At 43.1% G+C, this 23,164-nt stretch carries 26 protein-coding genes; 12 read left to right on the top strand and 14 right to left on the bottom strand.

Annotated features, from left to right (window positions below; translation table 11 throughout):
• Positions 1-91: 91 nt before the first annotated feature.
• A complete protein-coding gene (locus tag AC3ISB_RS25595) occupies positions 92-682 on the bottom strand; it encodes a peptidylprolyl isomerase (RefSeq protein ID WP_098371439.1) in 591 nt (196 codons plus the stop codon).
• Positions 683-860: 178 nt separating this feature from the next.
• Here AC3ISB_RS25595 and kapB point away from each other — a divergent pair, with 178 nt between their 5' ends.
• Positions 861-1,247: a kinase-associated lipoprotein KapB gene (gene kapB, locus AC3ISB_RS25600; RefSeq protein WP_141992968.1), complete on the top strand. Its 387-nt coding sequence runs from the start codon at positions 861-863 to the stop codon at positions 1,245-1,247.
• A gap of 40 nt (positions 1,248-1,287) precedes the next feature.
• Here the strand turns inward: kapB and kapD are convergent, their stop codons facing one another.
• Positions 1,288-1,911 carry a 3'-5' exonuclease KapD gene (gene kapD / locus AC3ISB_RS25605; RefSeq protein ID WP_480339360.1) on the bottom strand — a complete coding sequence of 208 codons (624 nt, stop codon included), beginning with the start codon at positions 1,909-1,911 and terminating at the stop codon, positions 1,288-1,290.
• 261 nt (positions 1,912-2,172) lie between these two features.
• Between kapD and AC3ISB_RS25610 the strand changes: the two genes are divergently transcribed.
• Positions 2,173-4,032 (top strand): transglycosylase domain-containing protein, encoded by a 1,860-nt coding sequence (locus AC3ISB_RS25610; protein ID WP_489274906.1) that lies wholly within the window; start codon positions 2,173-2,175, stop codon positions 4,030-4,032.
• A gap of 359 nt (positions 4,033-4,391) precedes the next feature.
• On the opposite strand, the gene AC3ISB_RS25615 is transcribed toward AC3ISB_RS25610, so the two are convergent.
• Positions 4,392-4,949, bottom strand: a complete 558-nt coding sequence (locus tag AC3ISB_RS25615; RefSeq protein WP_489274908.1) for a DUF5366 family protein — start codon at positions 4,947-4,949, stop codon at positions 4,392-4,394.
• Between the two features lie 332 nt (positions 4,950-5,281).
• Between AC3ISB_RS25615 and AC3ISB_RS25620 the strand changes: the two genes are divergently transcribed.
• Genes AC3ISB_RS25620 through mnhG form a run of 7 tightly spaced genes read left to right on the top strand, consistent with a single transcriptional unit; the run spans position 5,282 to position 11,010 of the window.
• Entirely contained in the window at positions 5,282-7,687 is a 2,406-nt protein-coding gene (locus AC3ISB_RS25620) for a Na+/H+ antiporter subunit A (protein WP_489274910.1), read from the top strand.
• Positions 7,684-8,106: a Na(+)/H(+) antiporter subunit B gene (locus tag AC3ISB_RS25625; protein ID WP_098371445.1), complete on the top strand. Its 423-nt coding sequence runs from the start codon at positions 7,684-7,686 to the stop codon at positions 8,104-8,106. The genes AC3ISB_RS25620 and AC3ISB_RS25625 overlap by 4 nt, the downstream gene beginning before the upstream one ends.
• Positions 8,106-8,447, top strand: coding sequence for a Na(+)/H(+) antiporter subunit C (locus AC3ISB_RS25630; RefSeq protein ID WP_076368129.1), 342 nt, complete (start codon positions 8,106-8,108; stop codon positions 8,445-8,447). Before AC3ISB_RS25625 ends, AC3ISB_RS25630 begins: the two co-directional genes overlap by 1 nt.
• Positions 8,440-9,921: a Na+/H+ antiporter subunit D gene (locus AC3ISB_RS25635; RefSeq protein WP_098371446.1), complete on the top strand. Its 1,482-nt coding sequence runs from the start codon at positions 8,440-8,442 to the stop codon at positions 9,919-9,921. Before AC3ISB_RS25630 ends, AC3ISB_RS25635 begins: the two co-directional genes overlap by 8 nt.
• Positions 9,922-9,927: 6 nt before the next feature.
• A complete protein-coding gene (locus AC3ISB_RS25640) occupies positions 9,928-10,404 on the top strand; it encodes a Na+/H+ antiporter subunit E (protein ID WP_098371447.1) in 477 nt (158 codons plus the stop codon).
• An 11-nt stretch (positions 10,405-10,415) separates the two neighbouring features.
• The gene (locus AC3ISB_RS25645; RefSeq protein WP_377394681.1) at positions 10,416-10,688 is read left to right on the top strand and encodes a Na(+)/H(+) antiporter subunit F1; all 273 of its coding nucleotides are present in this window, start codon (positions 10,416-10,418) and stop codon (positions 10,686-10,688) included.
• Positions 10,672-11,010 carry a monovalent cation/H(+) antiporter subunit G gene (mnhG, locus tag AC3ISB_RS25650; protein ID WP_098371449.1) on the top strand — a complete coding sequence of 113 codons (339 nt, stop codon included), beginning with the start codon at positions 10,672-10,674 and terminating at the stop codon, positions 11,008-11,010. The genes AC3ISB_RS25645 and mnhG overlap by 17 nt, the downstream gene beginning before the upstream one ends.
• Before the next feature lie 53 nt (positions 11,011-11,063).
• Here mnhG and AC3ISB_RS25655 read toward each other — a convergent pair whose 3' ends face one another.
• The 6 genes from AC3ISB_RS25655 to AC3ISB_RS25680 form a co-directional block, all read right to left on the bottom strand.
• Positions 11,064-11,783: an MOSC domain-containing protein gene (locus AC3ISB_RS25655; protein ID WP_098371450.1), complete on the bottom strand. Its 720-nt coding sequence runs from the start codon at positions 11,781-11,783 to the stop codon at positions 11,064-11,066.
• A gap of 97 nt (positions 11,784-11,880) precedes the next feature.
• Positions 11,881-12,279, bottom strand: coding sequence for a hotdog fold thioesterase (locus tag AC3ISB_RS25660; RefSeq protein ID WP_098371451.1), 399 nt, complete (start codon positions 12,277-12,279; stop codon positions 11,881-11,883).
• A gap of 129 nt (positions 12,280-12,408) precedes the next feature.
• A complete protein-coding gene (locus AC3ISB_RS25665; protein ID WP_098371452.1) occupies positions 12,409-12,972 on the bottom strand; it encodes a 5' nucleotidase, NT5C type in 564 nt (187 codons plus the stop codon).
• 15 nt (positions 12,973-12,987) lie between these two features.
• A complete protein-coding gene (locus tag AC3ISB_RS25670) occupies positions 12,988-14,085 on the bottom strand; it encodes an FAD-dependent monooxygenase (protein ID WP_098371453.1) in 1,098 nt (365 codons plus the stop codon).
• Positions 14,086-14,108: 23 nt separating this feature from the next.
• Positions 14,109-15,203, bottom strand: coding sequence for a bifunctional diaminohydroxyphosphoribosylaminopyrimidine deaminase/5-amino-6-(5-phosphoribosylamino)uracil reductase RibD (ribD, locus tag AC3ISB_RS25675; RefSeq protein WP_098371454.1), 1,095 nt, complete (start codon positions 15,201-15,203; stop codon positions 14,109-14,111).
• 13 nt (positions 15,204-15,216) lie between these two features.
• Positions 15,217-15,966: a GTP cyclohydrolase II gene (locus AC3ISB_RS25680; protein WP_076368137.1), complete on the bottom strand. Its 750-nt coding sequence runs from the start codon at positions 15,964-15,966 to the stop codon at positions 15,217-15,219.
• Between the two features lie 323 nt (positions 15,967-16,289).
• Here AC3ISB_RS25680 and AC3ISB_RS25685 point away from each other — a divergent pair, with 323 nt between their 5' ends.
• Positions 16,290-16,619, top strand: a complete 330-nt coding sequence (locus tag AC3ISB_RS25685; protein ID WP_141992975.1) for a YuzC family spore coat inner layer protein — start codon at positions 16,290-16,292, stop codon at positions 16,617-16,619.
• A 61-nt stretch (positions 16,620-16,680) separates the two neighbouring features.
• On the opposite strand, the gene AC3ISB_RS25690 is transcribed toward AC3ISB_RS25685, so the two are convergent.
• Positions 16,681-18,186 carry a leucyl aminopeptidase gene (locus tag AC3ISB_RS25690; protein ID WP_098371457.1) on the bottom strand — a complete coding sequence of 502 codons (1,506 nt, stop codon included), beginning with the start codon at positions 18,184-18,186 and terminating at the stop codon, positions 16,681-16,683.
• Between the two features lie 269 nt (positions 18,187-18,455).
• Between AC3ISB_RS25690 and AC3ISB_RS25695 the strand changes: the two genes are divergently transcribed.
• Both AC3ISB_RS25695 and AC3ISB_RS25700 read left to right on the top strand, forming a co-directional pair.
• Positions 18,456-18,938, top strand: a complete 483-nt coding sequence (locus AC3ISB_RS25695; protein ID WP_098371458.1) for a divergent PAP2 family protein — start codon at positions 18,456-18,458, stop codon at positions 18,936-18,938.
• A gap of 9 nt (positions 18,939-18,947) precedes the next feature.
• Entirely contained in the window at positions 18,948-19,736 is a 789-nt protein-coding gene (locus AC3ISB_RS25700) for a cobalamin-binding protein (RefSeq protein WP_098371459.1), read from the top strand.
• A gap of 89 nt (positions 19,737-19,825) precedes the next feature.
• Here the strand turns inward: AC3ISB_RS25700 and AC3ISB_RS25705 are convergent, their stop codons facing one another.
• From AC3ISB_RS25705 to AC3ISB_RS25720, 4 genes are all read right to left on the bottom strand, one after another.
• Positions 19,826-20,518, bottom strand: a complete 693-nt coding sequence (locus AC3ISB_RS25705) for a 3D domain-containing protein (protein ID WP_144527619.1) — start codon at positions 20,516-20,518, stop codon at positions 19,826-19,828.
• A gap of 130 nt (positions 20,519-20,648) precedes the next feature.
• The gene (locus tag AC3ISB_RS25710) at positions 20,649-20,966 is read right to left on the bottom strand and encodes a YuiB family protein (protein WP_098371461.1); all 318 of its coding nucleotides are present in this window, start codon (positions 20,964-20,966) and stop codon (positions 20,649-20,651) included.
• Positions 20,967-21,073: 107 nt separating this feature from the next.
• On the bottom strand, positions 21,074-21,553 hold the full coding sequence (locus AC3ISB_RS25715; RefSeq protein ID WP_076368524.1) for an NUDIX domain-containing protein: 480 nt from the start codon (positions 21,551-21,553) through the stop codon (positions 21,074-21,076).
• A gap of 216 nt (positions 21,554-21,769) precedes the next feature.
• On the bottom strand, positions 21,770-22,984 hold the full coding sequence (locus AC3ISB_RS25720) for an NAD(P)/FAD-dependent oxidoreductase (RefSeq protein WP_098371462.1): 1,215 nt from the start codon (positions 22,982-22,984) through the stop codon (positions 21,770-21,772).
• Positions 22,985-23,164 lie beyond the last annotated feature (180 nt).

Below are 23,164 nucleotides of genomic sequence, written 5' to 3' on the forward strand. Positions count from 1 at the left end.
TATATCAATTACCAGAACAATCCACTAGTGGGCCTAATCCACTAAAACCTAAAAAAACGAGAGGCAGTAAGCCCCCCCGCTTCTCTTTCATTTATAAAATGGTGATCCCTTTAATGACCACGTCCACTGCTGGCTTGTCTCCCGCAACTGTCTCCACGTTAGCAATCGTATCAACAACGTCCATGCCTTCGACCACTTGTCCAAAAACAGAGTGTTTATGATCCAGCCATGGTGTGCCACCTTGTTCCATATAAGCACTGATGATTTCCTCCGGATAACCGGCTTGCTTCATTTGCTCACCCATCCTGCTGTCCACATGCTGGGCTTGTACGACGAAGAATTGGCTTCCGTTTGTTCCTGGGCCTGCATTAGCCATGGAAAGAGCTCCGCGCAAATTGAATAATTGCATGGAGAACTCGTCCTCAAATGGAGTTCCCCAGATACTTTCTCCACCCATTCCAGTCCCTGTCGGATCTCCGCCTTGAAGCATGAAATCCTTGATGACACGGTGGAAGATGATTCCTTCGTAATAACCGTTTTCAGCATGTGTCAAGAAATTCTCCACTGTCTTTGGAGCCAGTTCAGGGAATAGTTTAATTTTAATATCGCCCATCGTCGTTTGCATGATGACCGCTTTTTCATTTTCCAAAACTTCACTTGTTAATTGTGGAAAGTTTGTCATTGTATATAACCTCTTTCTTTTTAAAATAAAATGGCATGAAACACCATTTTTCATCTTCATTTGTACACTTTACACGATTTTCATAAAAAAAGCATCTTTACGAAATTGAACGAATTCGCTGTGAAAAATCGTTGTTCTTATGTATCATGAAGGAAGTTAAAAGAAAGGTGGTAGGGAAATGTCAGAACAGGATTTTAAGATCGGCGATAAGGTTACCGCCATATATAAAACTGGAAAATACATCGGGGAAGTCACCGATATCAGACCTGCTGCATATCTTGTTAAAGTGTTGGCTGTCTTGAAGCATCCCATGCAGGGAGATCTTCATAACCCGAAGCAAACGGAAGTGTCCATGTTCCATCAGCGGCGTGCTCTTGCATTCCGGGAGCAAACCAATGTACCAAAGAATATGGTAAGGAACTTTGATGAGGAGATTCCTGAGTATAAGGAATCCTTAAGAGAAGCAGTTGAGAAAATGAAAAGCACTTTAAGCGAAGCCCAAACGGAGTGGAATGATAAAAGCTTACACTTGCTTGAAGATCTAGCGGCTGATTATTTCAAATAAAGCATGATAAAAGCCAAATCAGTAGTATATGATTTGGCTTTTATAACGCTAAATGATTCAATACCTTTGATAAATCAATGCGATCGCCAATTGTCGTCGGTTCATGATTTTTCATATAACTTTTATCTTTCTCTACTAACTTAAAGATATTATATGTCGTAATGGCATCATCCAGCGCCCTGTGATGCTTGCCTGTCCCTTCTTTGCCATAGGCCTGTACAGCTTTCCAAAGTCCGGTTTGGTTTTGATCCCCGAAAAAGCGTTTATACTCCAGGCAAAGATCAATTTGTTTCCCTGAAAAAGGGAAATCCAACCCTGATTTCTGACAGTTCTGGCGAAGCACCTTCATGTCCATATTTCCCCAGGTAACAATCGTCGTCGGGTGCTGCTCATCTATTTTCTTCAATAAAGTGACCAGCTCTTCAAATGAAATCCCCCGGTCCACCTGATCCTGTGCAATGTTCAAGAACTTCTTGCATCTTCCCGTCAAAACTGGAAATTTCATCGGGTTAACAAAAGATGAGAATTGTTCCTGAATGGTCTCATTAATGACGGTGACTAAACCAACCTCAATGATTTCCGGATAAAACCCTACTGGATTGGCTTTTCCTTCCGGCATCGTAAATTCAAAATCAATGAATACATATTGCTGTTGTTCCTCCATTTTTATGACCCCCTTCATATTCCTGACATCAACATATAAACAAAAAATGGTTTTTTCTCATTATAACAGAAGATTTAGAAAGTTTTTTTCTTAGGATCGTAACACACCATTCGGATACGGATCTGACGTCATACCTAATTTACCCAAAACTCTTTATTGTCTACCTTATTTGGATTATGATGGATGAATGAACCAAAAGTACCATTTTCATCCCTTCAATCCAAGGACATACTAAAAATATATTTGTTAGGAAGTTGAACTATGCGCACGTATCTTGGTTATATCACGATTTTCCTCTTAGTTCCCATATTGATCCTTTTCATTTTCCTTTCTTATCAGGAGTGGTCCTCAGCACAATCTCCCTATCATGTACTCGACGAGCAAATTCCCATTGAATCGATAAAACTGGCTCAGAATAGTTACATGAAGGCCGCAAATGGAAAGGTCATCAGTGAAATTTCCACTGGTGAGAAACGGACTTACCTAAAACTTGAAGACATCCCCCTTTTCCTGGAAAATCTGTTCATCGTTACAGAGGATCAGAAATTTTATGATCATGCAGGCGTTGACATATCCGGCATAAGCAGGGCGCTTCTTATCAATTCACAAAATAAAACAATCGAACAAGGCGGCAATACCATTACCCAGCAACTGGCCAGGAATGTTTATCTCTCACATGATAGGACGTATAACCGAAAACTCAGTGAACTCATTTATGCCCATCAGATAGAGAGAAAAAAATCAAAACCGGAAATCATGGAGCTGTATTTGAATGCCATATATTTCAGTAATGGAGCTTATGGAATCGAAGCTGCTTCCCAATATTATTTCAGTAAACCTACTGGAGAGTTATCCAAGGCGGAACTTGCCTTCCTGGCCGCAATCCCCAATAATCCGGAAAACTATAATCCTCTTAAACATTTCGATGCGACGAAAAAGCGTCAGGAGAGATTACTGAAACAAATGGTGGCCGAAGGTGATTTAGAACAGGACGAGTACGAAAAGCTTATCAAAAGTACGATTAAATTAGACTTGTCCACCCCGGTCGACTTATATCCCGATTACGTGACGTATGTTCATCAGGAATTGAAAAACCTGGTGGCATCCTCCGAGGGTCTCGACAATTCCCTGCAAAGTCCCGATGTCGCTATACGTAAGCAGGCGGAAGCCGAGCTGGATAAAAGGGTAAAAAAGCTTTTGAATTCCGGTGTAACCATCCATACCGCCCTCGATACTAAACTGCAAACACAGTCAAAGACTGCTGTTCAATCAAAACTCGGTGTCAATGATATCGAGGGAGCTTTAGTGGTTATACAGCATCATACGCACGAGCTTGTCTCTTTGATTGGGGGAAAGGATTATAAAAAAAATTCTTTCAATCGGGCATACCAAAGCTATAGGCAGCCAGGGTCAGCCATTAAGCCACTTCTCGATTATGCTCCCTATTTAGAAGAAACGGATGCTGACATCAATCAGCTCGTTAGCGGAGCAAGCTATTGCAGCAATAGCTATTGCCCAAAGAATTATAGCGGCGACAGCTACGGGATGGTCACACTAAGAACTGCCTTCGCTCAATCCTATAACACACCCGCCATAAGACTTTTTGAAAAGACGGGGGTGGAAACGAGTTTCAAGTACCTGGATGCTTTCGACTTTAAAAAGGTGAGCGAAAAAGACCACCATACAAGTTCGGCCATAGGCGGATTCGAATATGGCATGAGTCCCCTTGAACTGACGAATGCCTATACTTCCTTCAATGACGGAAACTATCAGCCAGCGCGCGCCATTACTAAAGTCACCGATCAAGAAGGTAAAGTCCTTTATAAATGGAAAGACCGTTCCAAGGAGATATGGAATAAAAGCACCGTAGCCAAGATGCGGCAGCTGCTCCACGAAACAACCCTTTCCGGGACAGCCCGCAAAGCCTACTTTCCTACGGATTATGTCGGCGGTAAAACCGGTACGACCAATGATGTGAAAGACATGTGGTTTGTCGGTCTGACAGCAAACTATACAACGGGGGTTTGGGTTGGAAGGGACAAACCATCCAATCTACAATCCATTTATTCACAATCACCCCATGTATTGATTTGGAAAGATATCAGCCAGACTGCCGAGTGAAAAAAGAAGGTGCCGAGATGTCACCTTCTTGGTTTGTCGATATCCCTGAACGATTTTATCAAGGGAATTATTACTATGATTTTAAAACAAGGCATGGTTATACTCCATGTTTTTTTACTTTTTTATATGGATGAAACCCTTACTAGTTTGAAGAAATTTGCGACACTCCTGCAAAATAACTATCTAGCCGAGACCCCACAGACACTTGCTTGATGAGGCTTGGCAGACAGTCGGCGGAAAGGGAGCTGATTTCTGAAAACAACTGGAACTTTTTTTAGAAAAAAAACTGTAGGCAAACTCAATGATTATCGAGTTTATCTACAGTCTGTATGGTGCCGATGATGGCACCTTCTTTTTTGCTATATGGGAAGACTTGCAATAACGCTGTTATAAAGCTTCAATCCCGCATAAGCGACTATTGAAATCAGTGCCGTCCAAGCGAAGATTGGAAAGAAGACCAATCCCACCAGCCTCGATAAATTCAGGCTCGAGCTTAACTTATTGACAAAATAAATTAAAGCCGCGACATTCGTTGCGATAAAGATCGACCCAAGCCCGATGATGAATTGAACACTGAACAATGAACAGGCACCGCCAATCACATATATGACAGATCCCTTTCTTACACTGTTCAGGGCTTTACCTTCCGAATCCTTGGAAAAGAATAATAAAGACAGCTCCAATATCGTATCGGAGATCAGCTTCAATGCAGCAAAAACCATGAAGAATAATAGGAGCAATACGATCAGCAGCGCCAGCTTGATGCCGGTTTCAGAAAAGAACTCAAGCATCCCTTGGTAGATTCCCAAATTCCCAAATAACTTGAGCATTTGCATTTCCCCATAAACGGCAAAGGAGAGGCTGAATAATAAGATTGAAATGATTGGTAAATAGCTAAGTAAATATGTGTTTTTCATGACTTCTCCATCCATGCGTCTTTTATCCTATATTATGCTAGATAATCCACCATTTCACAATGGATACTCTACTAATTCACCCTTGAAAAAATTTTTTTAATAAATTTTTCAGGTCGTTTCCCCCTCCTTTTCTACCTATATATAAAACTTCATTTAAGTTGGCCTTCACCGTTTTCAAAGCCATGCAAACCCACATAAATTGCGTTATACTTTTAAGCGAGGCAAGTATTCGATAAAAAAATACATATTCAGCGAAGATTTCCTAACGTCTAGGATTGCTCAAAAAAAGCATAATAAGACGACTGACTTCGTTTTTAAAAAGGGGGGAGTTTATGTCTTTACTTCATTGGGCGGTGCTATCACCGTTTCTATTAGCAATTATTGTACCAATATTATACAAACTATTTCGACAAATACATACAGGATGGTTTGTATTGATTTTACCGATTCTCCTTTTCACCTATTTTTCAAGGTTCATTTCCTTGACCAAACAAGGGGATATCATTATGGAAAGCGCTACATGGATCCCTTCTCTCGGAATTCATGTTGATTTCTATATAGATGGACTAGGGCTTTTGTTCGCCTTGCTCATTACAGGTATAGGTTCACTCGTCGTTCTGTATTCAATTTTCTATTTATCCAAAGAGAAAGAAAAGCTGAACCAATTTTACGTCTTCCTTTTGCTTTTCATGGGAGCGATGCTTGGTGTCGTCCTATCCGATAATCTAATTGTCCTTTATTCATTTTGGGAATTCACGAGTTTATCATCTTTTCTATTGATAGGATATTGGAATGAAAGGGAGCGTTCACGTTATGGGGCGCAGAAATCCCTGCTGATCACTGTGCTTGGAGGCTTAAGCTTGCTTGGCGGCATCATTCTCCTTTCCATTATGGGGAACACATTCAGCATTCGTGAATTGATTGCCCAAAGCGGGGAACTTATGGACCACTCGCTCTTCATTCCTGCACTTTTGCTTGTGCTGCTTGGCGCGTTCACCAAATCCGCACAGTTCCCGTTCCATATCTGGCTTCCTGATGCGATGGAAGCCCCGACACCGGTCAGTGCTTACCTTCATTCCGCCACAATGGTCAAGGCCGGAATTTATTTGGTAGCCCGATTAAGCCCTGTTTTTGCCGAATCAGGATTATGGTTCTGGCTCGTTTCGATCGCCGGATTGATCACCCTGTTCTGGGGCTCATTCTCTGCAATCAGGCAGACTGATTTAAAGGGGATTCTCGCTTTTTCCACCATCAGTCAGCTCGGATTGATCATGTCGCTTTTGGGACTTGGTGCGGCGGCCCTCCATTATGAATCTTTGGGGGAAAATATATACTTGGCAGCCACGGTTGCTGCAGTATTCCACTTGATTAATCATGCAACCTTTAAAGGCAGCCTTTTCATGGTTGCAGGCATCATTGACCATGAAACCGGTACACGTGATATTAGAAAGCTTGGCGGATTGATGCAGCTGATGCCGATCACTTTCACCGTCGCTGTCATAGGTGCTTTTTCAATGGCTGGACTTCCGCCCTTCAATGGTTTTTTGAGCAAGGAAATGTTCTTGGCCAGCATGGTGAATGTATTGGAATTGAATATCTTCAATATGGAGACATGGGGGGTCCTTTTCCCTGTGGTGGCATGGGTAGCCAGTGTATTCACTTTTATATATAGCATGATCGTCGTGCTCAAACCCTTTACAGGCAAACTTCAGTTGCAACTATTGGACAAGAAGCCCCACGAGGCACCGGTCGGGATGCTGATATCCCCGATCATCCTTGCTTCGTTGGTCATCGTTTTCGGTATTTTTCCAAACTTGCTATCTTCACGAATCATTGAACCTGCGGTAGCAAGCATACAGCCAAGCTTGACGGGTCCCGATTTCCAGGTCCATATCGCCTTCTGGCATGGATTGAATACTGAAGTATGGATGACCGTCGGCATCATAGCATTTGGAATCCTTTTATACAAAACGCTTCCGAAGTGGCAGAAGATCACTCAGTGGATTCCTGAACGTATCTCCCTGAATGCTTTGTATGATAACGGGGTTAGAGGGCTCGAACGCTCAGCATCTTCCATCATGAAATTTTTAATGACAGGTTATATTCGGACATATTTGCTTTCAATCTTCCTTTTCTTCATTCTTTCATTAGGGTTTACGCTCTATTGGAAGGATGCATTTAAATTGGATACAGGGAATTTTGCCCCGATCGGCCTATATGAATTGGTATTAGCAGCGATCATCGTGTTTGGCTCGATCGCCATTCTGTTTGCAAGATCCCGTTTAACTTCCATTATCATCTTAGGAGCGGTCGGTTATGCGATTTCCTTATTTTTCGTTTTGCTGCGGGCACCGGATTTAGCCCTGACTCAACTAGTCATCGAAACGATTTCGGTATCCCTGTTTTTGCTCTGTTTCTTCCACCTTCCGTTAATGGCAAGCAGAAAGGAAGAACGGATGACATTCAAGTTGAATAACGCCTTGATATCCATTGGTGTAGGAGTCATCGTGACATTGATTGCCTTATCGGCACATAGCAATAAACTATTTGATTCCATATCAAATTACTATCTTGAAAATGCTTATAAGGAAGCAGGCGGAAAAAACGTCGTAAATGTCATTCTCGTAGACTTCCGCGGACTTGATACGATGTTTGAAATCAGTGTCCTTTCCATCGCTGCGCTCGGAATATTCGCGATGATCAAATTGCGTTTGACGGGGGGAAAAGATAAATCATGAAGCAAAATGACCTGATTCTACAAACGGTTACGAAAGTCGCCGCCTTTGTTATCCTGCTGTTCGCGGTTGCCATCTTTTTAGGCGGGCATTATTCGCCAGGAGGCGGGTTTGTCGGCGGGTTAATGACTTCAGCCGCCATAGTCCTGCTGTTGCTCGCTTTCGACATTAAGACCGTTACCGGCATCTTGCCGATTGACTATAAGTTAATGATCGGTTCAGGCTTGTTCATATCAAGCCTGACCGTAGCCGGGGGGCTGGTATTCGGGGTGCCCCTCATGACACATGTTTATCATTATGTTGATTTACCGCTTCTTGGGCACATCTCGCTTCATACCGCGGTACTTTTTGATCTGGGTGTTTATCTTGTGGTTGTTGGTGTAACGATGACCATTATTCAAACGATAGGGGAGAGTGAATAATGGAACTTTTAATGGCTATTGTCATTGGAATACTATTTATGTGTGCGACATATTTAATGCTTTCCAAAAGCATTTTAAGAATCATAATCGGTACTGGGCTGCTCAGTCACGGCGCCCACCTTTTGATTTTGACGATGGGCGGTTTGAAAGGCGGTTCCGTTCCATTGCTGAGTGATGAAGCAGCATCCTATGTCGATCCGCTTCCGCAAGCGCTTATCTTGACGGCAATCGTCATCAGTTTCGGGGTCACATCATTTCTGCTGGTACTTGCATATCGGACCTACCAGGAACTCGGTACGGATGACATGGAAGAAATGAGAGGTACCGAAGCGAATGAATAATCTTACTTTCATGCCTGTTTTATGGCCGCTTTTCACAGGCATCTTTCTCATTTTCTTTGCAAAAAAAATCAAGCTGCAAAGAGGGATATCCCTTTTTTCCTCTCTTATGGGAATTGCGATTTCCCTTTATTTGGTGTTTACGGTCCATACTCAAGGGATCTTGACTTTAGGTGTCGGCAGCTGGGATGCGCCATTCGGGATCGTGATCGTCGCAGACATGCTTTCTTCACTGCTCGTACTGACCACAAATATCATAGGATTGGCCATACTGCTTTACTCGTTTCACTCCATAGGGGAGGAACGTGAAAGACATTATTATTATCCTGTTTATCAATTTTTGCTGATTGGTGTAAACGGCGCCTTCCTTACGGGAGATCTTTTCAATCTATTTGTTTTCTTCGAAGTCATGCTGATGGCTTCCTACGTGCTGCTTGTACTGGGAGGGACGAAAATTCAGCTGAGGGAATCATTGAAGTATATCATCGTCAATGTGCTTTCCTCTTCCTTTTTCGTCATCATGGTGGCGTACCTTTATTCAGTTCTAGGAACATTGAACATGGCGGACATCAGCCAGAGGATAGCGGAAGTCAACCAGCCTGGAATCGTCTCGGTGATAGCAATTGGCTTTTTGATCGTATTCGGTTTGAAGGGAGCCATTTTCCCGCTCTTCCAATGGCTGCCTGGGTCTTATTATGCTCCACCCATTCCCGTGATGGCCCTATTCGGTGCATTGCTGACAAAGGTCGGGATCTACTCTATTTTCAGGACCTATACACTCATGTTTTATCATGACCAGGATTTCACCCATACTTTCCTTGCGATACTTGCCATCTTGACCATCATCATCGGTGTCATTGGTGCGATAGCCTATTGGGATGTAAAAAAAATCATCATTTACAATATCATCATCGCCGTCGGAGTTATCCTGTTCGGCATCTCCGTCATGAATGAACAGGCCTTATCAGGCTCCATTCTGTATATCATTCATGACATGCTGATCAAGGCTGCACTCTTCCTGCTTGTTGGCATTATGATCAAAATCAGCGGATCGGATGATTTACGAGACATGGGCGGCTTGATCAAGCAATACCCGGCCGTTGCATGGACCTTCTTCATAGCTGCCATATCATTGGCGGGTATACCGCCGTTCAGCGGTTTTGCCGGCAAGCTCCTGATTCTTCAGGGAGCTGCCGAAAAAGGGGCCTACTTTGGAATGGCCATTGTCTTACTTTCAAGTTTGATGGTCCTATATTCCGTCATGAAAATATTCATGAATGGCTTTTGGGGAACTCCGAAAGCTGATTATGCCTTAACTAATGAAACGGTTAATAAAATGCTGGTCCCTGCCGTCCTACTTGTTATCATTTCCGTTTTATTCGGAGTGGGAACTGAATCGATTTACCCATTCATTACACAAGCTGTGGATTCATTAATGAATCCCGAAATCTATAACAAAGCGGTTTTAAAGGAGTAGTGCCTGATGTCATTCCAAATTTTACTGAATGTGTTCCTTGCGGTTATCTGGATGTTTTTGAAAAATGAGTTTAACGGGAGCACTTTTATCATCGGATATATGTTGGGGCTCGGCATCATGTTCGTCTTCCGTCATTTTTTCAATGAACGTTTTTACTTGAAAAGGGTGAATGCCGTCGTTCTATTGCTGCTCATATTCGCAAGGGAACTCATACTTTCCAACATTAGCGTCCTTAAGGCCGTGCTTAAACCGAGCCTGGATATTAGACCTGGCATATTCGCATTTGAAACGGTACTGACCAAGGATTGGGAAATTACGATACTATCGAATTTAATTACGTTGACACCAGGAACACTTGTCGTTGAAGTATCGGAAGATAATCGGATTCTTTATATCCATGCGATGGATATTGCCGACAAAGATGAGGCTGTGGACAGCATTAAAAATACATTTGAAAAAGCGATTATGGAGGTGAGCAAATAATGTTCGATTTAATGCTTAAAATCGCGCTGCTCGGTGTTTCGCTTTCCATGGTTGGATTCTTATACCGTTTAATCAAAGGGCCTTCCGTACCGGATCGGGTCGTCGCACTCGATGCGATGGGAATCAATCTTATCGCAATCGTTGCACTTGCCTCCATTGTCATGGATACAAGTGCATATCTGGAAGCCATTCTTCTGCTCGGAATCCTATCATTCATCGGAACGGTCGCTTTCGCCAAATTCCTTGAGAGAGGGGAGATTATCGAAGATGACCGCAATCGTTGAAATCCTATCGGCCCTATTCATTTTAATGGGAGTCTTTCTCTTTTTAGTCTCGGCATTCGGTATCATCCGGCTGCCCGACGTCTATACAAGAAATCACGCTGCCTCAAAATGCTCGACACTTGGGATCATGTTCATCCTGATCGGCACCTTGTTATATTTTTACTATAAACATAGCCATTTCGATTTCCGGGTCGTGCTCGCGATCATCTTTATCTTCATGACCGGCCCTGTAGCCGGGCATTTAATCAATCGCTCGGCATATCATTCTGGCGTCAAGATGTGGGATCGGAGTGTCCAGGATGATTTAAAGAAAACCCGCTGATTCCTGCCATTGCAAAAGAGCTGCCCTGATTACAGGAGCAGCTCTTTTCTGTCTCAATCCTTTAAAAATACCTGGTCGCCCACTCTGATTTCACCTGTTTTGATGACCGAGGCATATACGCCAAAATGATTATTCCTTTCCTTGACGACAGTTTTCAGGAGAGTTGGATCTCTCTGGGAATCGCTTGGATCGACCGTTATGATCATACAACGCTCACAATACCTTTTGATCTCCAATTCCACTTCATTTCCGATTAGAATCCTTTTTCCGAACCATTGCTCTTCTAAAAAGGGTGTTTTGTTCACTAAAGATAGCACCAAATTTTGCCTGAATCTCCTGCCATCGAGTTCTTTTCCCCAAAGCTTTGTCAATTCGCCAATCGAGGCATCACTGACAAGCAGGATGTTTTCTTCTTCAATCGCCCCCAATGGGATATGTCCAGGCGGATAAACAATGGTGGTAGCCTCCTGGTTTAATAACCGCTCCATTTCCTCATGAAAGGCTTCCCCTCCCCATGTCAGCACCTGTCCTGTTGGGGTCTTCACCTTGATTTCCGGATATTGGTCTAGGGTTTCCTCACCAGAAAAAGCAGCTTGATAACGGACCATTTCCGGGACTTGGGTTATCGTAAGGAATTTCCCATTTTTATCTTTAAAAGCATGACTGCGATCTCCATATAGTCCATAATCCATCACCCTCGTTTTCTGTACCTGTTCACCAGTGAATGATTTTACAGGATGACGGGTGATTTCTTGTATATGTCCAACCAGCATAAAAATACCTCTTTTCATACAATAATCTTTTGCCATATTATACTTAAACCGGACATTGTAGAATCATTACACCACTTTATTGGATTGTTCTTTTGATTCACTTTGGCTTTGGTAAGTCGATAACGGCCAATGTACAGCGTGAAACGCAGATAAGATGATCCTCTTCATCATGGATTTTCACATCCCATACCATCGTCGTCCTCCCGCGATGGATGATGTTCCCTTCTGCGGTAACAAAACCGGAACGGACGCCCCTTACATGATTGGCATTGATTTCAAGGCCAACGACAGCTTGTTTTGTACTATCCACCAGCTGCATGCCGCCAAAACTTGCAACAGATTCCGCAAGGGCAACAGAAGCTCCCCCATGCAATAAACCATACGGCTGCCTAGTTCGTTCATCCACAGGCATCGTCGCAATGACTTTCCCATCACCGACTTCTTTCATTTCTATCCCAAGCGTGCCTATCAATGACTTTTCAATATTTCTCTCCATCCCATTACCCCTAACTCTCATGTTTTTTTCTTACCATGTACATCAAAAAAATGAATCACTATTCATATCAGTATACAAAAAAAGGATGACCCAAGTCTATTAAGTCATCCGTCAATAATATGAATTGTATTATTTGGAGAGGATTTCTTTTAATTCAAGCCAGCTTGTCAGCCTTGGAATATCCAATTCCCTGTTATAGGAGTTATCTATTGCATACACTTTCGTTGGAATATCCAATAAAGTTTCCAGCACTGCCGGTTTATCATCAAAATAATAATCCAATTCCAATTTGCGGATCGTATCAATTTTTTCATGATCCTTCATACCGCAGTAAAAATGGTCATCCTTAACCGGAAAGCCGTTTTCAATCAGCCATTTTTTCGTCCGTTCACCATGCTCCGCTTTTCTGGCGGTGATGTAATAGATTTCATGACCATCGCGTTCAAGCTCCTGCAGCGTTTCCACTGCGCCCTCGAAGGCTGGACAGGATGAATAATACACTTCCTCGGCAAGGCTGTTCCACATCTTGCCCCCAGCCTCTTTATCAAGCCCGAAAGCTTCATGGATCTCCAACGTCTTTAAAGCTCTGAATTTCGTTATCTCTATGTTCGTATTAAGCTTTTCATTATAAAGATGAAACGCGAACTCCCTCAAGTTAATAAGGGTATCGTCAATATCAAAACCGAATTTCATATCCTTCACTCCCATTTAAACATAAGCGGCGGCAAACTGTGATGCGAAGGAAACTTCCTTGTCCACCTGAATGGCCTGTAATCTTTCAATTTCGGCTTTTCTTTTTGGCTCAGCCATTTTTAGCCCCAGGAAACCAGTATCCCCCTGCAGGATGCATCCAGAAATAAGCTCGGCTAATATATCGGCATCCTTCATGGCACAATTGAGTCCGAACGCACCTGTAGGTGTCATCGTATGGGCTGCATCACCTAATAAAGCAACGCCATCCTTTGTCCATGTTTCACAATAGCTGCTGTAAACATCCAATAAAATGAAGTCATGCCAAGAGCGGATATTTTCACTCACAACCTTTTTTAATTCAGGAAAGGATAAAAGCAAATCTTCAATGAACGGATCAAAATGCTGTTTTCGCAAATGGGGAAACGAACCATGTTCTATATTCCAGCCAATTTGGATGAAACCTCCAGCCTGAGTGAAGAGGGCAACCTGTGAGCCATTGACCAATGCCATCTTGATCGAAGGCTTCCATCCCTCTGGAGCTGGAATTTTTGCCCACAGTAAATCATAACCATGATTTTTAATCTCCACTGGAATTCCCGCTTTTTTTCGAACGATGGAAAATCTGCCGTCCGCTCCGATTATCAATGAACTTTGCACTTCCAGGTCATTTCCGCCATTTCGAGCCTTGACACCCGTAAAACGGCCCATTTCATTTTGTATCAAGTCCGTAACCCTCGTATTCATCATCAATTGAAAAGAGTCCAGCTTTTCAGCTTCATTCAATATAGCTGTAAGCAGATGATTTTGAGGGACATGTATCCCAACATGATCGACAGGCCAATCAGGGAATATCCTTTTGAATAATTGGCCGTCATTCCAATATTCAATTTGTTCCATCCTAAGCAAGCCTAGTCTTTCCACACTCTCGAATAAACCGTGCTTTTTAAGAATGCCCTCTCCTTCATCGTTCAAGAACTCGCCCCTGAACTCCCTTGAAACTTCAGAATGCCTCTCAAGCAATACGACTGAAATGTCCTGCTTGGCCAATAGGTAGGCCAGCAGGGCTCCTCCAGGTCCTGAACCTACTATGCATACATCTGATTTAACCAACATGCCTCTTCACCTGTTGTCTATTTTTATTTAGGATAAGCCGTGATGCGTATGTCCTCACCAAACGTTTCCACGCCAGAGAAGAAAACATCCATCGCTTCATCCATCGTATCAACATTCATTCCAGTATACGGTGTTAGTGAGTTTCTTCCGCCCAATAGTTTAGGAGCTATATAAATCAAGTATTTATCGATGAGCCCTTCCCTAAGGAAAGAGGCATTCACTTCGCTTCCGCCTTCCAGCAAGACATCCGTAATCCCTTTTTTATATAGTTCTTCCATCAAAACCCTTAGATTCAGTCCCGTCTCGTTTTTAGGGACGAAAATGAATTCGATCCCTTTTTCACGTAAAATGTCCATTTTATCCGCGGATGCATTTTCATGCGTTACGATCAAGGTTTTCGCATCTGATACTTGTACAACATTGGCATCCAAGGGAACACGTAATTCACTGTCTAAAATGATCCGGATCGGATTTTTCCCTCCGCCTTCCGGAAGTCTGGTCGTCAGTGATGGATCATCGGCCAATACAGTCCCGATACCAACAAGAATGGCATCCACCTCATCACGCAGCAAATGAACGGAATGACGTGATTGTTCCCCTGTTATCCATTTTGAATGGCCTGTGTGGGTTGCAAGTTTTCCATCGAGCGTCATCGCATACTTCGATATGACAAAGGGCCGATTCGTCAGCATATTGTGAATGAAACGCTCATTCAGCCTTTGAGCTTCCTTTTCCAGGATGCCAACTTCCACTTCAATGCCCGCATCCTTGATGATCGATATCCCTCTGCCCGCTACTTCCGGATTCGGATCTTGAGTAGCCACCACAACTCGCCGCACACCTGATTCTTTTACCAAATTTGCACAAGGAGGTGTCTTTCCATAATGCGAACAAGGCTCAAGAGTCACATATAGCGTTGCACCTTCTGCATACTCACCCGCCATTTTGAATGCATGTACTTCCGCATGCGGTTCACCGGCTTTACGGTGGATTCCTGTCCCAGCTATCACACCGTCTTTGACTATGACTGCACCGACCACTGGATTCGGATTCGTCTTTCCTTTTGCACTGGCCGCCAAATCCAGTGCCAGCTTCATGTAATATTGATCATCATTCATACTATAGCTCTCCTTATACAATCAAAGTTGGCTTCTTTTGGGGGATATGTCCAGACTTCTTAACTTTTGTATCCAGATAGAAACTATTATCTTCCGTCAAACCGCCCCAAAGCGGAATATGGTCCTTTGCCGCAAGTCCATGCTTCATGAGGGCGTCCAGCTTTTTCGGGTTGTTCGTGATTAAAGTCACCGGATCCTCGCGCAGTTCGCTCAACACTCGAATGGCTCCCTCGTAAGATCGCGTATCATCTTCGAATCCTAAAGCCTCATTCGCCTCGACCGTGTCATAACCCTCCTGCTGAAGCAAATAGGCAAGAGACTTGGAAAACAGGCCGATCCCTCTTCCTTCATGGTCCGCAAGGTAAAAGATGGCCCCGCACCCATGCTCGGCTATCATCTTCATCGATTGGTGGAGCTGGTAGCCGCAATCACAGCGTTTACTGCCGAAGATATCACCCGTGTGACAGATGCTATGCATCCGGACAAGTGCATCCCCGGAATTTTTAAAATCTCCATACACCAATACGGAGGATTGCTGTCCAAAAGCGAGATTGGCTTCCGAAAGCGAATCAAGCACCGCTTCCTTGTCATTATCCGCGCCGTCAAGCTGAAGCCATGTATACCATTGGAAAACCGTTGAGAAATCTCCTTGTTCAACAGGCAGGTTCACAGGCCCCACAAGGCATATATCAGCTTTTCCCGGAGTTTTGATGATATTCATTTTATCTATTAAAAGGTTTTTTGTTTCCTCGGTTATTTTCATGTTAACATCACCTATTTTATAATTTATAGTGTGCCTTCTCCTTACTTTAGGTAAGTAAGTATATTACTATACACTATACCTGTCAATGAAGCAGTTTACAAATAATAGTGTGTCTTTGGTCATAATTTTCAAGAAGTTTTTTTTTGCAGATGAAAGGTCATTCACAAACCGCTATCATATCGGCTGGCCTTTATACATATTTTAACGTATAACGAAAACGTGTCTATAGACAGACTTAAGGAAAGGACGGAAACCTTTTGGAGGATTTCCCTTATTTTTTTTATGACCCTATTCTATTTCCGCCTCACGTCGGGGCAATGAATATGAATCGGGAGCGGGAAGGAACATTGCGTCCCTACTCGGCACCCAACCCAGATCTGCTGGTTAAATCGGCAAAGACCTCGCAATCTTTAATGCTTGATGTAAAAAAAGTCATGGATACTTTAGCCACATCGAAGCCTTTCTCGAACCGGTTGATGACTGCTGCCCAAGCATCGGAAAAGAGTGTCGTGATCGATATGATCCGAAAGATAGGAATTAAGAACGAACCTGATATCACGTATAACCCCGATGGGATCCGTTTTGATTTCTATCCTAAAGCGGGAGAAGAAAATTGTCATATCATCGTCAGCTTGAAATGGAGTGATGTATAACGTCCACCACACTCTTTTGGTAAAAAAACCGAAGCCTATTTTCGGCTTCGGATATTTGGGTTCATCTTGTTTTCGTTTCAAAGGTTTCAACCAATAGTGCAAGCGTTCGTGCCATGACACCGGTAGCCCCCGCCCTGCACAATTCGGAGCTGCTCGAGGTTGTGGAAGTTCCGGCGATATCCAGATGAACCCACGGAGTGTCTTCAGCAAATTCGCCGATGAAGGCCCCGCCCATGATCGCATGTCCTGCCCCTCCAGGTGAATTATTCAAATCCGCCATTTTACTATTGCGTACCCGTTCTTTATCCTTTTCTGTAATCGGCAATCTCCAAATGGGCTCCCCGGCCTCCTCTGAGGCTTTGACCACTTGCTCATAGAATTCCGTATCATTTGTCATTGCACCCGTCATATCCATGCCCAGCGCCGTTATTACACCGCCCGTTAAAGTGGCAACGTCAATAAGATAGTCAGCACCATGATGTTTAGCGTAAGTCATGGCATCCGCCAAAACCAGCCGGCCTTCCGCATCCGTATTCAATACCTCTATCGTCTTGCCGCTCATGGCAGTGATCACATCATCCGGCTTGAATGCATCACCGCTGATCATGTTATCAGTGGATGGAATGACAGCCACGACATTTTGATCCGGTCCTAATTCACCGATAATTTCCATTGCACCTAAAACTGCCGCCGCACCGCCCATATCCGTCTTCATCCCAACGATTCCAGCCTTCGTTTTCAATGAGTATCCACCCGTATCGAATGTGATGCCCTTACCGACCAGCCCGATAACATCCTTCCATTCATCCTTACCTTGATACTTCAGGACGATCATTTTCGGAGGCTCGACCGAACCTTTATTGACAGCAAGGAGTGCGCCCATTCCCAACTTGAGCATATCTCCCTTCTCGAGTATCTCCACTTCAAAACCATAACGTTCGCCCAATGCGGATGAATAATCCGCCAAATCAGTGGAAGTCAACAAATTGCCTGGTGTGTTGACCAATGTTCTGGCTGAGTTCGTCGCCCTTCCGAAGATTCTCCCTACATGAAGCGCGGCACCGACCTCTTCTTGATCATATTCACTGTAAACCGTAATCGATTCGAGGCTTTTTTCGACCTGGTTCGATTTTTGCTTATATCCGTCAAATTTATAGGAAGCAAGTTCGAAAGCCTCGGAACAAGCATGCGCTGCGTCCAATGCATCCAGATTTTCAGTCGTGAATGTATCCAAAGCGATCGAAAGAGTCGTAATCTTGGATTCATTAATCGTCTTACGCGCCTTCCCAAACGCTTCGCGGAGGGTTTCAAAGGATAGCTCCTTTTCCTTGCCCAACCCTACAAAAATCAATCTCTTTACGCTTAATTTACCTAATGTATGTATTTTGACCACCGATTTTTTCTTGGAAGAGATTTCTCCGGCTTTCACTAACTCTGTTAGCTGGCCGTCTAATCGTTCATCCGCTTCTTTTCCTATGCCTGTAAATTTTACGGGTCTGTCAAATACGCCTAGAATCAGGCATTCGTCAATCAAATCTATATTCAGGGAACCTTTTACTGTGAACATTCTGCTACCTCCTCCATTCAATTACATTCATTATAACGAAATCTTCAAAAATTTTCGAATAAGGCCCGCGTAAATAATAATAAAAAGGGATATTGTTTAGAATGGGTGACTTTAGAGTAATAGTATAAGAAAGATCATATTTTGCTATTACCAGCAGGGAATCGACAGGACTGAATGGAACTAATAATAAGGGCCTTATTCCGAGCAGGATGTATTTACCCAGATATGGATTTCATCTTTACTTATAACTAGAAAGAAGGCTGATACTCTTGGAATTATTACTCAACTTCCCTTTAATCGCAGCATTGATTGCCATTTTCTTTGCTCAATTCATTAAAGTGCCCATCCACTTCATAGCATTTCGTAAAGTGAACTGGTCACTCATTAACTCCACAGGCGGTATGCCAAGCTCCCACTCTGCGGCCGTGTCAGCCCTAACCGTAGCGGTAGGGATCGAAACCGGAATGGATTCCCCTGTATTTGCGGTTGCCACGATCTTTGCAGTCATCACGATGTTCGATGCAACAGGAGTGAGACGGCAGGCAGGAGAACAGGCAGCCGTCTTGAACCAGCTCGTTACCGACTTCAATACATTTGTCGAGCAAGCAAAGAACTGGCAGAAAAAAGAAGATAAACAGAAACAGCAACAATTAAAGGAACTGTTGGGCCATAAGCCAATCGAGGTATTTTTCGGAGCCTTGACCGGAGTATTCATTGCACTGGCACTTCACTTTTTCATCTTTCAAGGGTAGGTGTTCAATTTGAAAATAATCTCTCTTTGCCCCAGCAATACGGAACTATGCACATATCTAGGGATTGAAGATCAGCTGATCGCCATCGATGACTACTCTGATTGGCCTGAAACCATACAGCACCTTCCTAAGGTTGGGCCCGATTTATCGATTGACATCGATCATGTTGAATCACTAAAACCCGATTTGGTGCTGGCTTCACTGAGTGTACCGGGCATGGAAAAAAATATTGAGGGGTTAAAAGAACGGAACATCCCCCATATCATCTTCAACCCGCAATCACTTGAAGATATCGCAAAAGATTTACTGACCTTGGGCGAGGCCATGGACCTTAAGGAAAAAGCAGAGGAACAGGCTGCCAAATTCCGTGATGCCATCCTTCAATATAAAAACGTCGCCGACAAAATCGAAACAAAGCCGTCCCTGTATTGGGAATGGTGGCCTAATCCCTTATTCAGCCCAGGGGGAGTTAATTGGTTATCCGAGATCAGCACGCTTGCGGGAGGATATAACCTTTTCGAAGATGTAGACATGGCAAGCATTCAAGTCACTTCCGAAGATGTCCAAAAAAAGGATCCCGACCATATTTGCTTAGCTTGGGTCGGTGTCCCTTTACGAAAAGTAAACCCAGAGCTGGTCAAGAAACGGAAAGGGTGGTCTGATATGAAGGCCGTCCGGAATAACAATATTCACATCATGGAAGAACCATTATTCTGCCGGCCTTCTCCGCGTTTGCTGGATGGTCTTTACAAATTGGCAAAGACCCTGCATCCTGAAGCCTACAAAAGCATGGCCTAAGGGCGTCCCAACTGAAACAGACAATCAAAAAGGCTGCCTCAATCGAGGCAGCCTTTCACCTTCACTTTCTCCGATTTGTCCATCAATCATTAAAAAGCAAAGGAAGCTACATTCTCGTTTAATGTTTTCTCAGCAATTTTCGGCTTGAATACCTGCTTGATCTTGGTTTCATTCAACTTGCTTAACTGCTCTTCAGATAACTCGCCATTCCCTTTTTGCACAACATATACTTCAAGGGTTTTCTTGCCCCAGTTCTCGTATACATCTTGTACCGTTTCGTAGTATAGGTCCAGGTGGTTTCCTTTGATCGCACCGCCCTTGTCCGCTACAACCCCATAACCATAGCCCGGAATCCAAAGGATGGTTCCGAGAGGGAATACGGCAAGATCGGCGGCAATGGTGGAAAACAGATCCCGTTTCACCTTCACCCCTGAATAAGTGATTCCATAGGATGGGCTTTCCGGGTACTTTCCTGTCGATTCATACCCTGCTGTATATCCTGTAGCCAAAACTTCATGCTTCGGGTATTTCGAGAGCTCGATTGCCTCCGCTATCGTCGTGGGACCATTGCTCGTGGATGCCGATGCCATTAGCGTTGCCACTTGACCTCCACTATGGATCGCTTTATATTCGAGACCAAGCATTCGATGTTGTCTCATTGCCTCTTCAAAAGGATGATCTTCAGGCACAGCCCCAAAAACATGATTTAAGGTTGATTCGATGGCCAAGATAAATAATATGATAATAGCAACCCTCAAAAATAATGCCTTTACAATCTTCATATGTATTAATTCCACTCCTCTCACAAGGATATTTGTTCCCTTTCCAGAGTGAAAGTATTCATAAAGCATGGAAAGATACAATTTTTCTTACAAAAAAAGAACCGTCCATAAATGACGGCCCTTTCCATTATCAAAACATTTGATATCCTTTTTTCCTTAGAATCCTGATGACCACACCCGCTAAAACCGCGCCAAGCAGCCCGCTTGATAAAATAATGATGTCTGCCGTATGAAGGGATGTAAGGCTCGTTCCAAGATTGGAAAAAGAGATTCCCGGATTTCTAAAATATTCTATTAGCTTTGTTTCATTGACAATGATGATGAAGACGATTGGAAATAAGATGACCATGATCCAAGAAGAACGAAAGAGCATATTCAGCAAAAAGCCAATTCCGAAAAACAATATGAAAAATAAGAGTATTGAGATAATTAAAACAGGCAATGGCATGTTATTCTTGACCCTCCTTAAAAGCGACACCTTTAGTTTACTGAAAAAATAATTGCTGCGTCAACGACTTATACCAAATAATGCCGAAGAAAAGATAATTACCCAAATTACATGAATAATTTATATGATGTATATCCAAATTGATCTCCCGGGTTCAACCCGTCAAGCATCGTCTGCATTCTTTCCTTTTTAAAAGCTAAAAGCTGTTCTAATAGTAAAGATTGCTTCCCCTCCTGCATGAGTAAATCAGGGTCATAAAATTTAGCTTCATATAATTCATCCAATTGAGCGGTTACTTCAAAACTGACCGGTTTAAGTAAAAATATCAACATATTATCACTTATATCCCCTTTGATGACTCCGCTTCTCACTCCTACAATGCCTTCGATTTCTGTTTGAATACCCGTCTCCTCCAACACTTCCCGTACGACAGCTTCATCGACGGTTTCATCATTTTTGACAAAACCTGCCGGAAGCGACCATTGCCCTTTCAATCCGCCATACCTTTTATTCACGACCAGCCACTCACCTTTATCAGATATCACAAGGCCGGACACTGCCAGCCAAACATTTTTGCATCGTTCCAAAATCCTTCCCCCACATTCTTTATAATTAGTGTAAACTCCAAACAGTGCCAAAGGTAAGGACTTTCTTGATGCAGCTTCATCATTCTTATCCCCATTATATTCCACTTAAGAAAAGTGCATACTCCACTATGACACACTCATCGATGGATGAGATTCCAATGAAAAAGCCATTCAGGGACAATCCCCAAATGGCCATTATTTTATATACCGAAAAAATTAAAGGACGTTGAATTTACCTTTTTTTGCAACAAGGGAAGCTCCGCCAATCAATAACAACGCTCTGTTATCAACCATTTTCTTCATGAATGATGCAGTCTTACCTGTAACTTTCTTGCCGAAAACAACACCAATCGCGTTGTCTTCACCAAGTGAACATACCGTTCCTTTGTTTTCGAAAGTGAACGTTTCAAGGTCGCTTTCATTACGAACCAATTTAGTCAGGTTCTTCGCAATGACCTCACCTTGCTGCATAGCGATTTGGGCAGTAGGTGGATATGGACGATTAATTTCCTCGTTGATGATCAAAGCGCAATCCCCCACAATGAAAATATCGTCATGACCCGGTGCCCGCATGTCAAGGTTCACTTTGATACGTCCGCGCATAGCTTCAAAACCGGAAGCCTCTATCACGGAGTTTCCACGTACGCCAGCTGCCCATACAACGGTCCCGGCTTTGATTTCTTCCACTTCATCTTCGCCTTTTGCCACGATGATGCCTTCGGGAGTCGCCCCCTTGATCGGTGTACCGATCTTGAATTCCACACCTTTTTTCTCAAGGTAAGATACTGCATAATCCACCAATTCCGGATCGAAGCCAGGGAGGACGGCTGGTGCTGCCTCCACACAGTACATACGGACCTTTTGGAAATCGATGTCGTATTCTTTACAAAGTTGAGGGACACGGTTAGCCAATTCGCCAAGGAATTCGATACCCGTAAATCCTGCTCCTCCAACAACGATCGTCAAGCGGTCTTCATTCTTCTCGACCTCAGTACTGTACGTGGCGAATTGCAATTGGATATGGTCACGGATTTTTCGTGCAGTGTTTACGTTAGAGATAGAGAAAGCATATTCTTTCAGCCCTTGGATTCCAAATGTTTCCGATTCCGGTCCAAGTCCAATCACTAAGTAATCATAAGAAATTTCGTCGTTTTCAAGGATGACTTTTTTGTTCTCTGTTTTCACTTCCAAAACAGAGTCCTGGATGAATTTAACTTTGCTGTTAATGACACTTTTGATTGGATAGCGCACACGATCATGATGTAGAGTTCCAGCGGATGCTTCATGCAGCCATGTTGTTTCATAGTGGTAATCATTTTTGTTAACTAATACGATTTCTGCTTCATTTTGACCTAATGCCTTCTGTAAGCGAGTAACAGTCATCAATCCACCATAACCTGCTCCCAAAACAACGATAGTTGGCTTTTTCAAAAGTATTCGTCCACCTTTACGATATTTTCTTGTGATGCTTTCCATAACTAAAATATATTGTCTATCTTATTAATTTCCATTATAAAAAGCACTCTTATACATTTGTGACGTATTTCACGTAACACTTCATAAATGTCATAAAAAATTCATAAAAATTTTACCAAATGATGTATAAGTAAA

This window comes from Peribacillus sp. GL_122 (genome assembly GCF_057835005.1).

Bases quoted from the DNA above. Each gene is read 5' to 3' on its own strand.
- AC3ISB_RS25595 (WP_098371439.1), bottom strand. From the start codon at position 682: ATGACAAACTTTCCACAATTAACAAGTGAAGTTTTGGAAAATGAAAAA.
- kapB (WP_141992968.1), top strand. From the start codon at position 861: ATGTCAGAACAGGATTTTAAGATCGGCGATAAGGTTACCGCCATATAT.
- kapD (WP_480339360.1), bottom strand. From the start codon at position 1,911: ATGGAGGAACAACAGCAATATGTATTCATTGATTTTGAATTTACGATG.
- AC3ISB_RS25610 (WP_489274906.1), top strand. From the start codon at position 2,173: ATGCGCACGTATCTTGGTTATATCACGATTTTCCTCTTAGTTCCCATA.
- AC3ISB_RS25615 (WP_489274908.1), bottom strand. From the start codon at position 4,949: ATGAAAAACACATATTTACTTAGCTATTTACCAATCATTTCAATCTTA.
- AC3ISB_RS25620 (WP_489274910.1), top strand. From the start codon at position 5,282: ATGTCTTTACTTCATTGGGCGGTGCTATCACCGTTTCTATTAGCAATT.
- AC3ISB_RS25625 (WP_098371445.1), top strand. From the start codon at position 7,684: ATGAAGCAAAATGACCTGATTCTACAAACGGTTACGAAAGTCGCCGCC.
- AC3ISB_RS25630 (WP_076368129.1), top strand. From the start codon at position 8,106: ATGGAACTTTTAATGGCTATTGTCATTGGAATACTATTTATGTGTGCG.
- AC3ISB_RS25635 (WP_098371446.1), top strand. From the start codon at position 8,440: ATGAATAATCTTACTTTCATGCCTGTTTTATGGCCGCTTTTCACAGGC.
- AC3ISB_RS25640 (WP_098371447.1), top strand. From the start codon at position 9,928: ATGTCATTCCAAATTTTACTGAATGTGTTCCTTGCGGTTATCTGGATG.
- AC3ISB_RS25645 (WP_377394681.1), top strand. From the start codon at position 10,416: ATGCTTAAAATCGCGCTGCTCGGTGTTTCGCTTTCCATGGTTGGATTC.
- mnhG (WP_098371449.1), top strand. From the start codon at position 10,672: ATGACCGCAATCGTTGAAATCCTATCGGCCCTATTCATTTTAATGGGA.
- AC3ISB_RS25655 (WP_098371450.1), bottom strand. From the start codon at position 11,783: ATGCTGGTTGGACATATACAAGAAATCACCCGTCATCCTGTAAAATCA.
- AC3ISB_RS25660 (WP_098371451.1), bottom strand. From the start codon at position 12,279: ATGGAGAGAAATATTGAAAAGTCATTGATAGGCACGCTTGGGATAGAA.
- AC3ISB_RS25665 (WP_098371452.1), bottom strand. From the start codon at position 12,972: ATGAAATTCGGTTTTGATATTGACGATACCCTTATTAACTTGAGGGAG.
- AC3ISB_RS25670 (WP_098371453.1), bottom strand. From the start codon at position 14,085: ATGTTGGTTAAATCAGATGTATGCATAGTAGGTTCAGGACCTGGAGGA.
- ribD (WP_098371454.1), bottom strand. From the start codon at position 15,203: ATGAATGATGATCAATATTACATGAAGCTGGCACTGGATTTGGCGGCC.
- AC3ISB_RS25680 (WP_076368137.1), bottom strand. From the start codon at position 15,966: ATGAAAATAACCGAGGAAACAAAAAACCTTTTAATAGATAAAATGAAT.
- AC3ISB_RS25685 (WP_141992975.1), top strand. From the start codon at position 16,290: ATGAATCGGGAGCGGGAAGGAACATTGCGTCCCTACTCGGCACCCAAC.
- AC3ISB_RS25690 (WP_098371457.1), bottom strand. From the start codon at position 18,186: ATGTTCACAGTAAAAGGTTCCCTGAATATAGATTTGATTGACGAATGC.
- AC3ISB_RS25705 (WP_144527619.1), bottom strand. From the start codon at position 20,518: ATGAAGATTGTAAAGGCATTATTTTTGAGGGTTGCTATTATCATATTA.
- AC3ISB_RS25710 (WP_098371461.1), bottom strand. From the start codon at position 20,966: ATGCCATTGCCTGTTTTAATTATCTCAATACTCTTATTTTTCATATTG.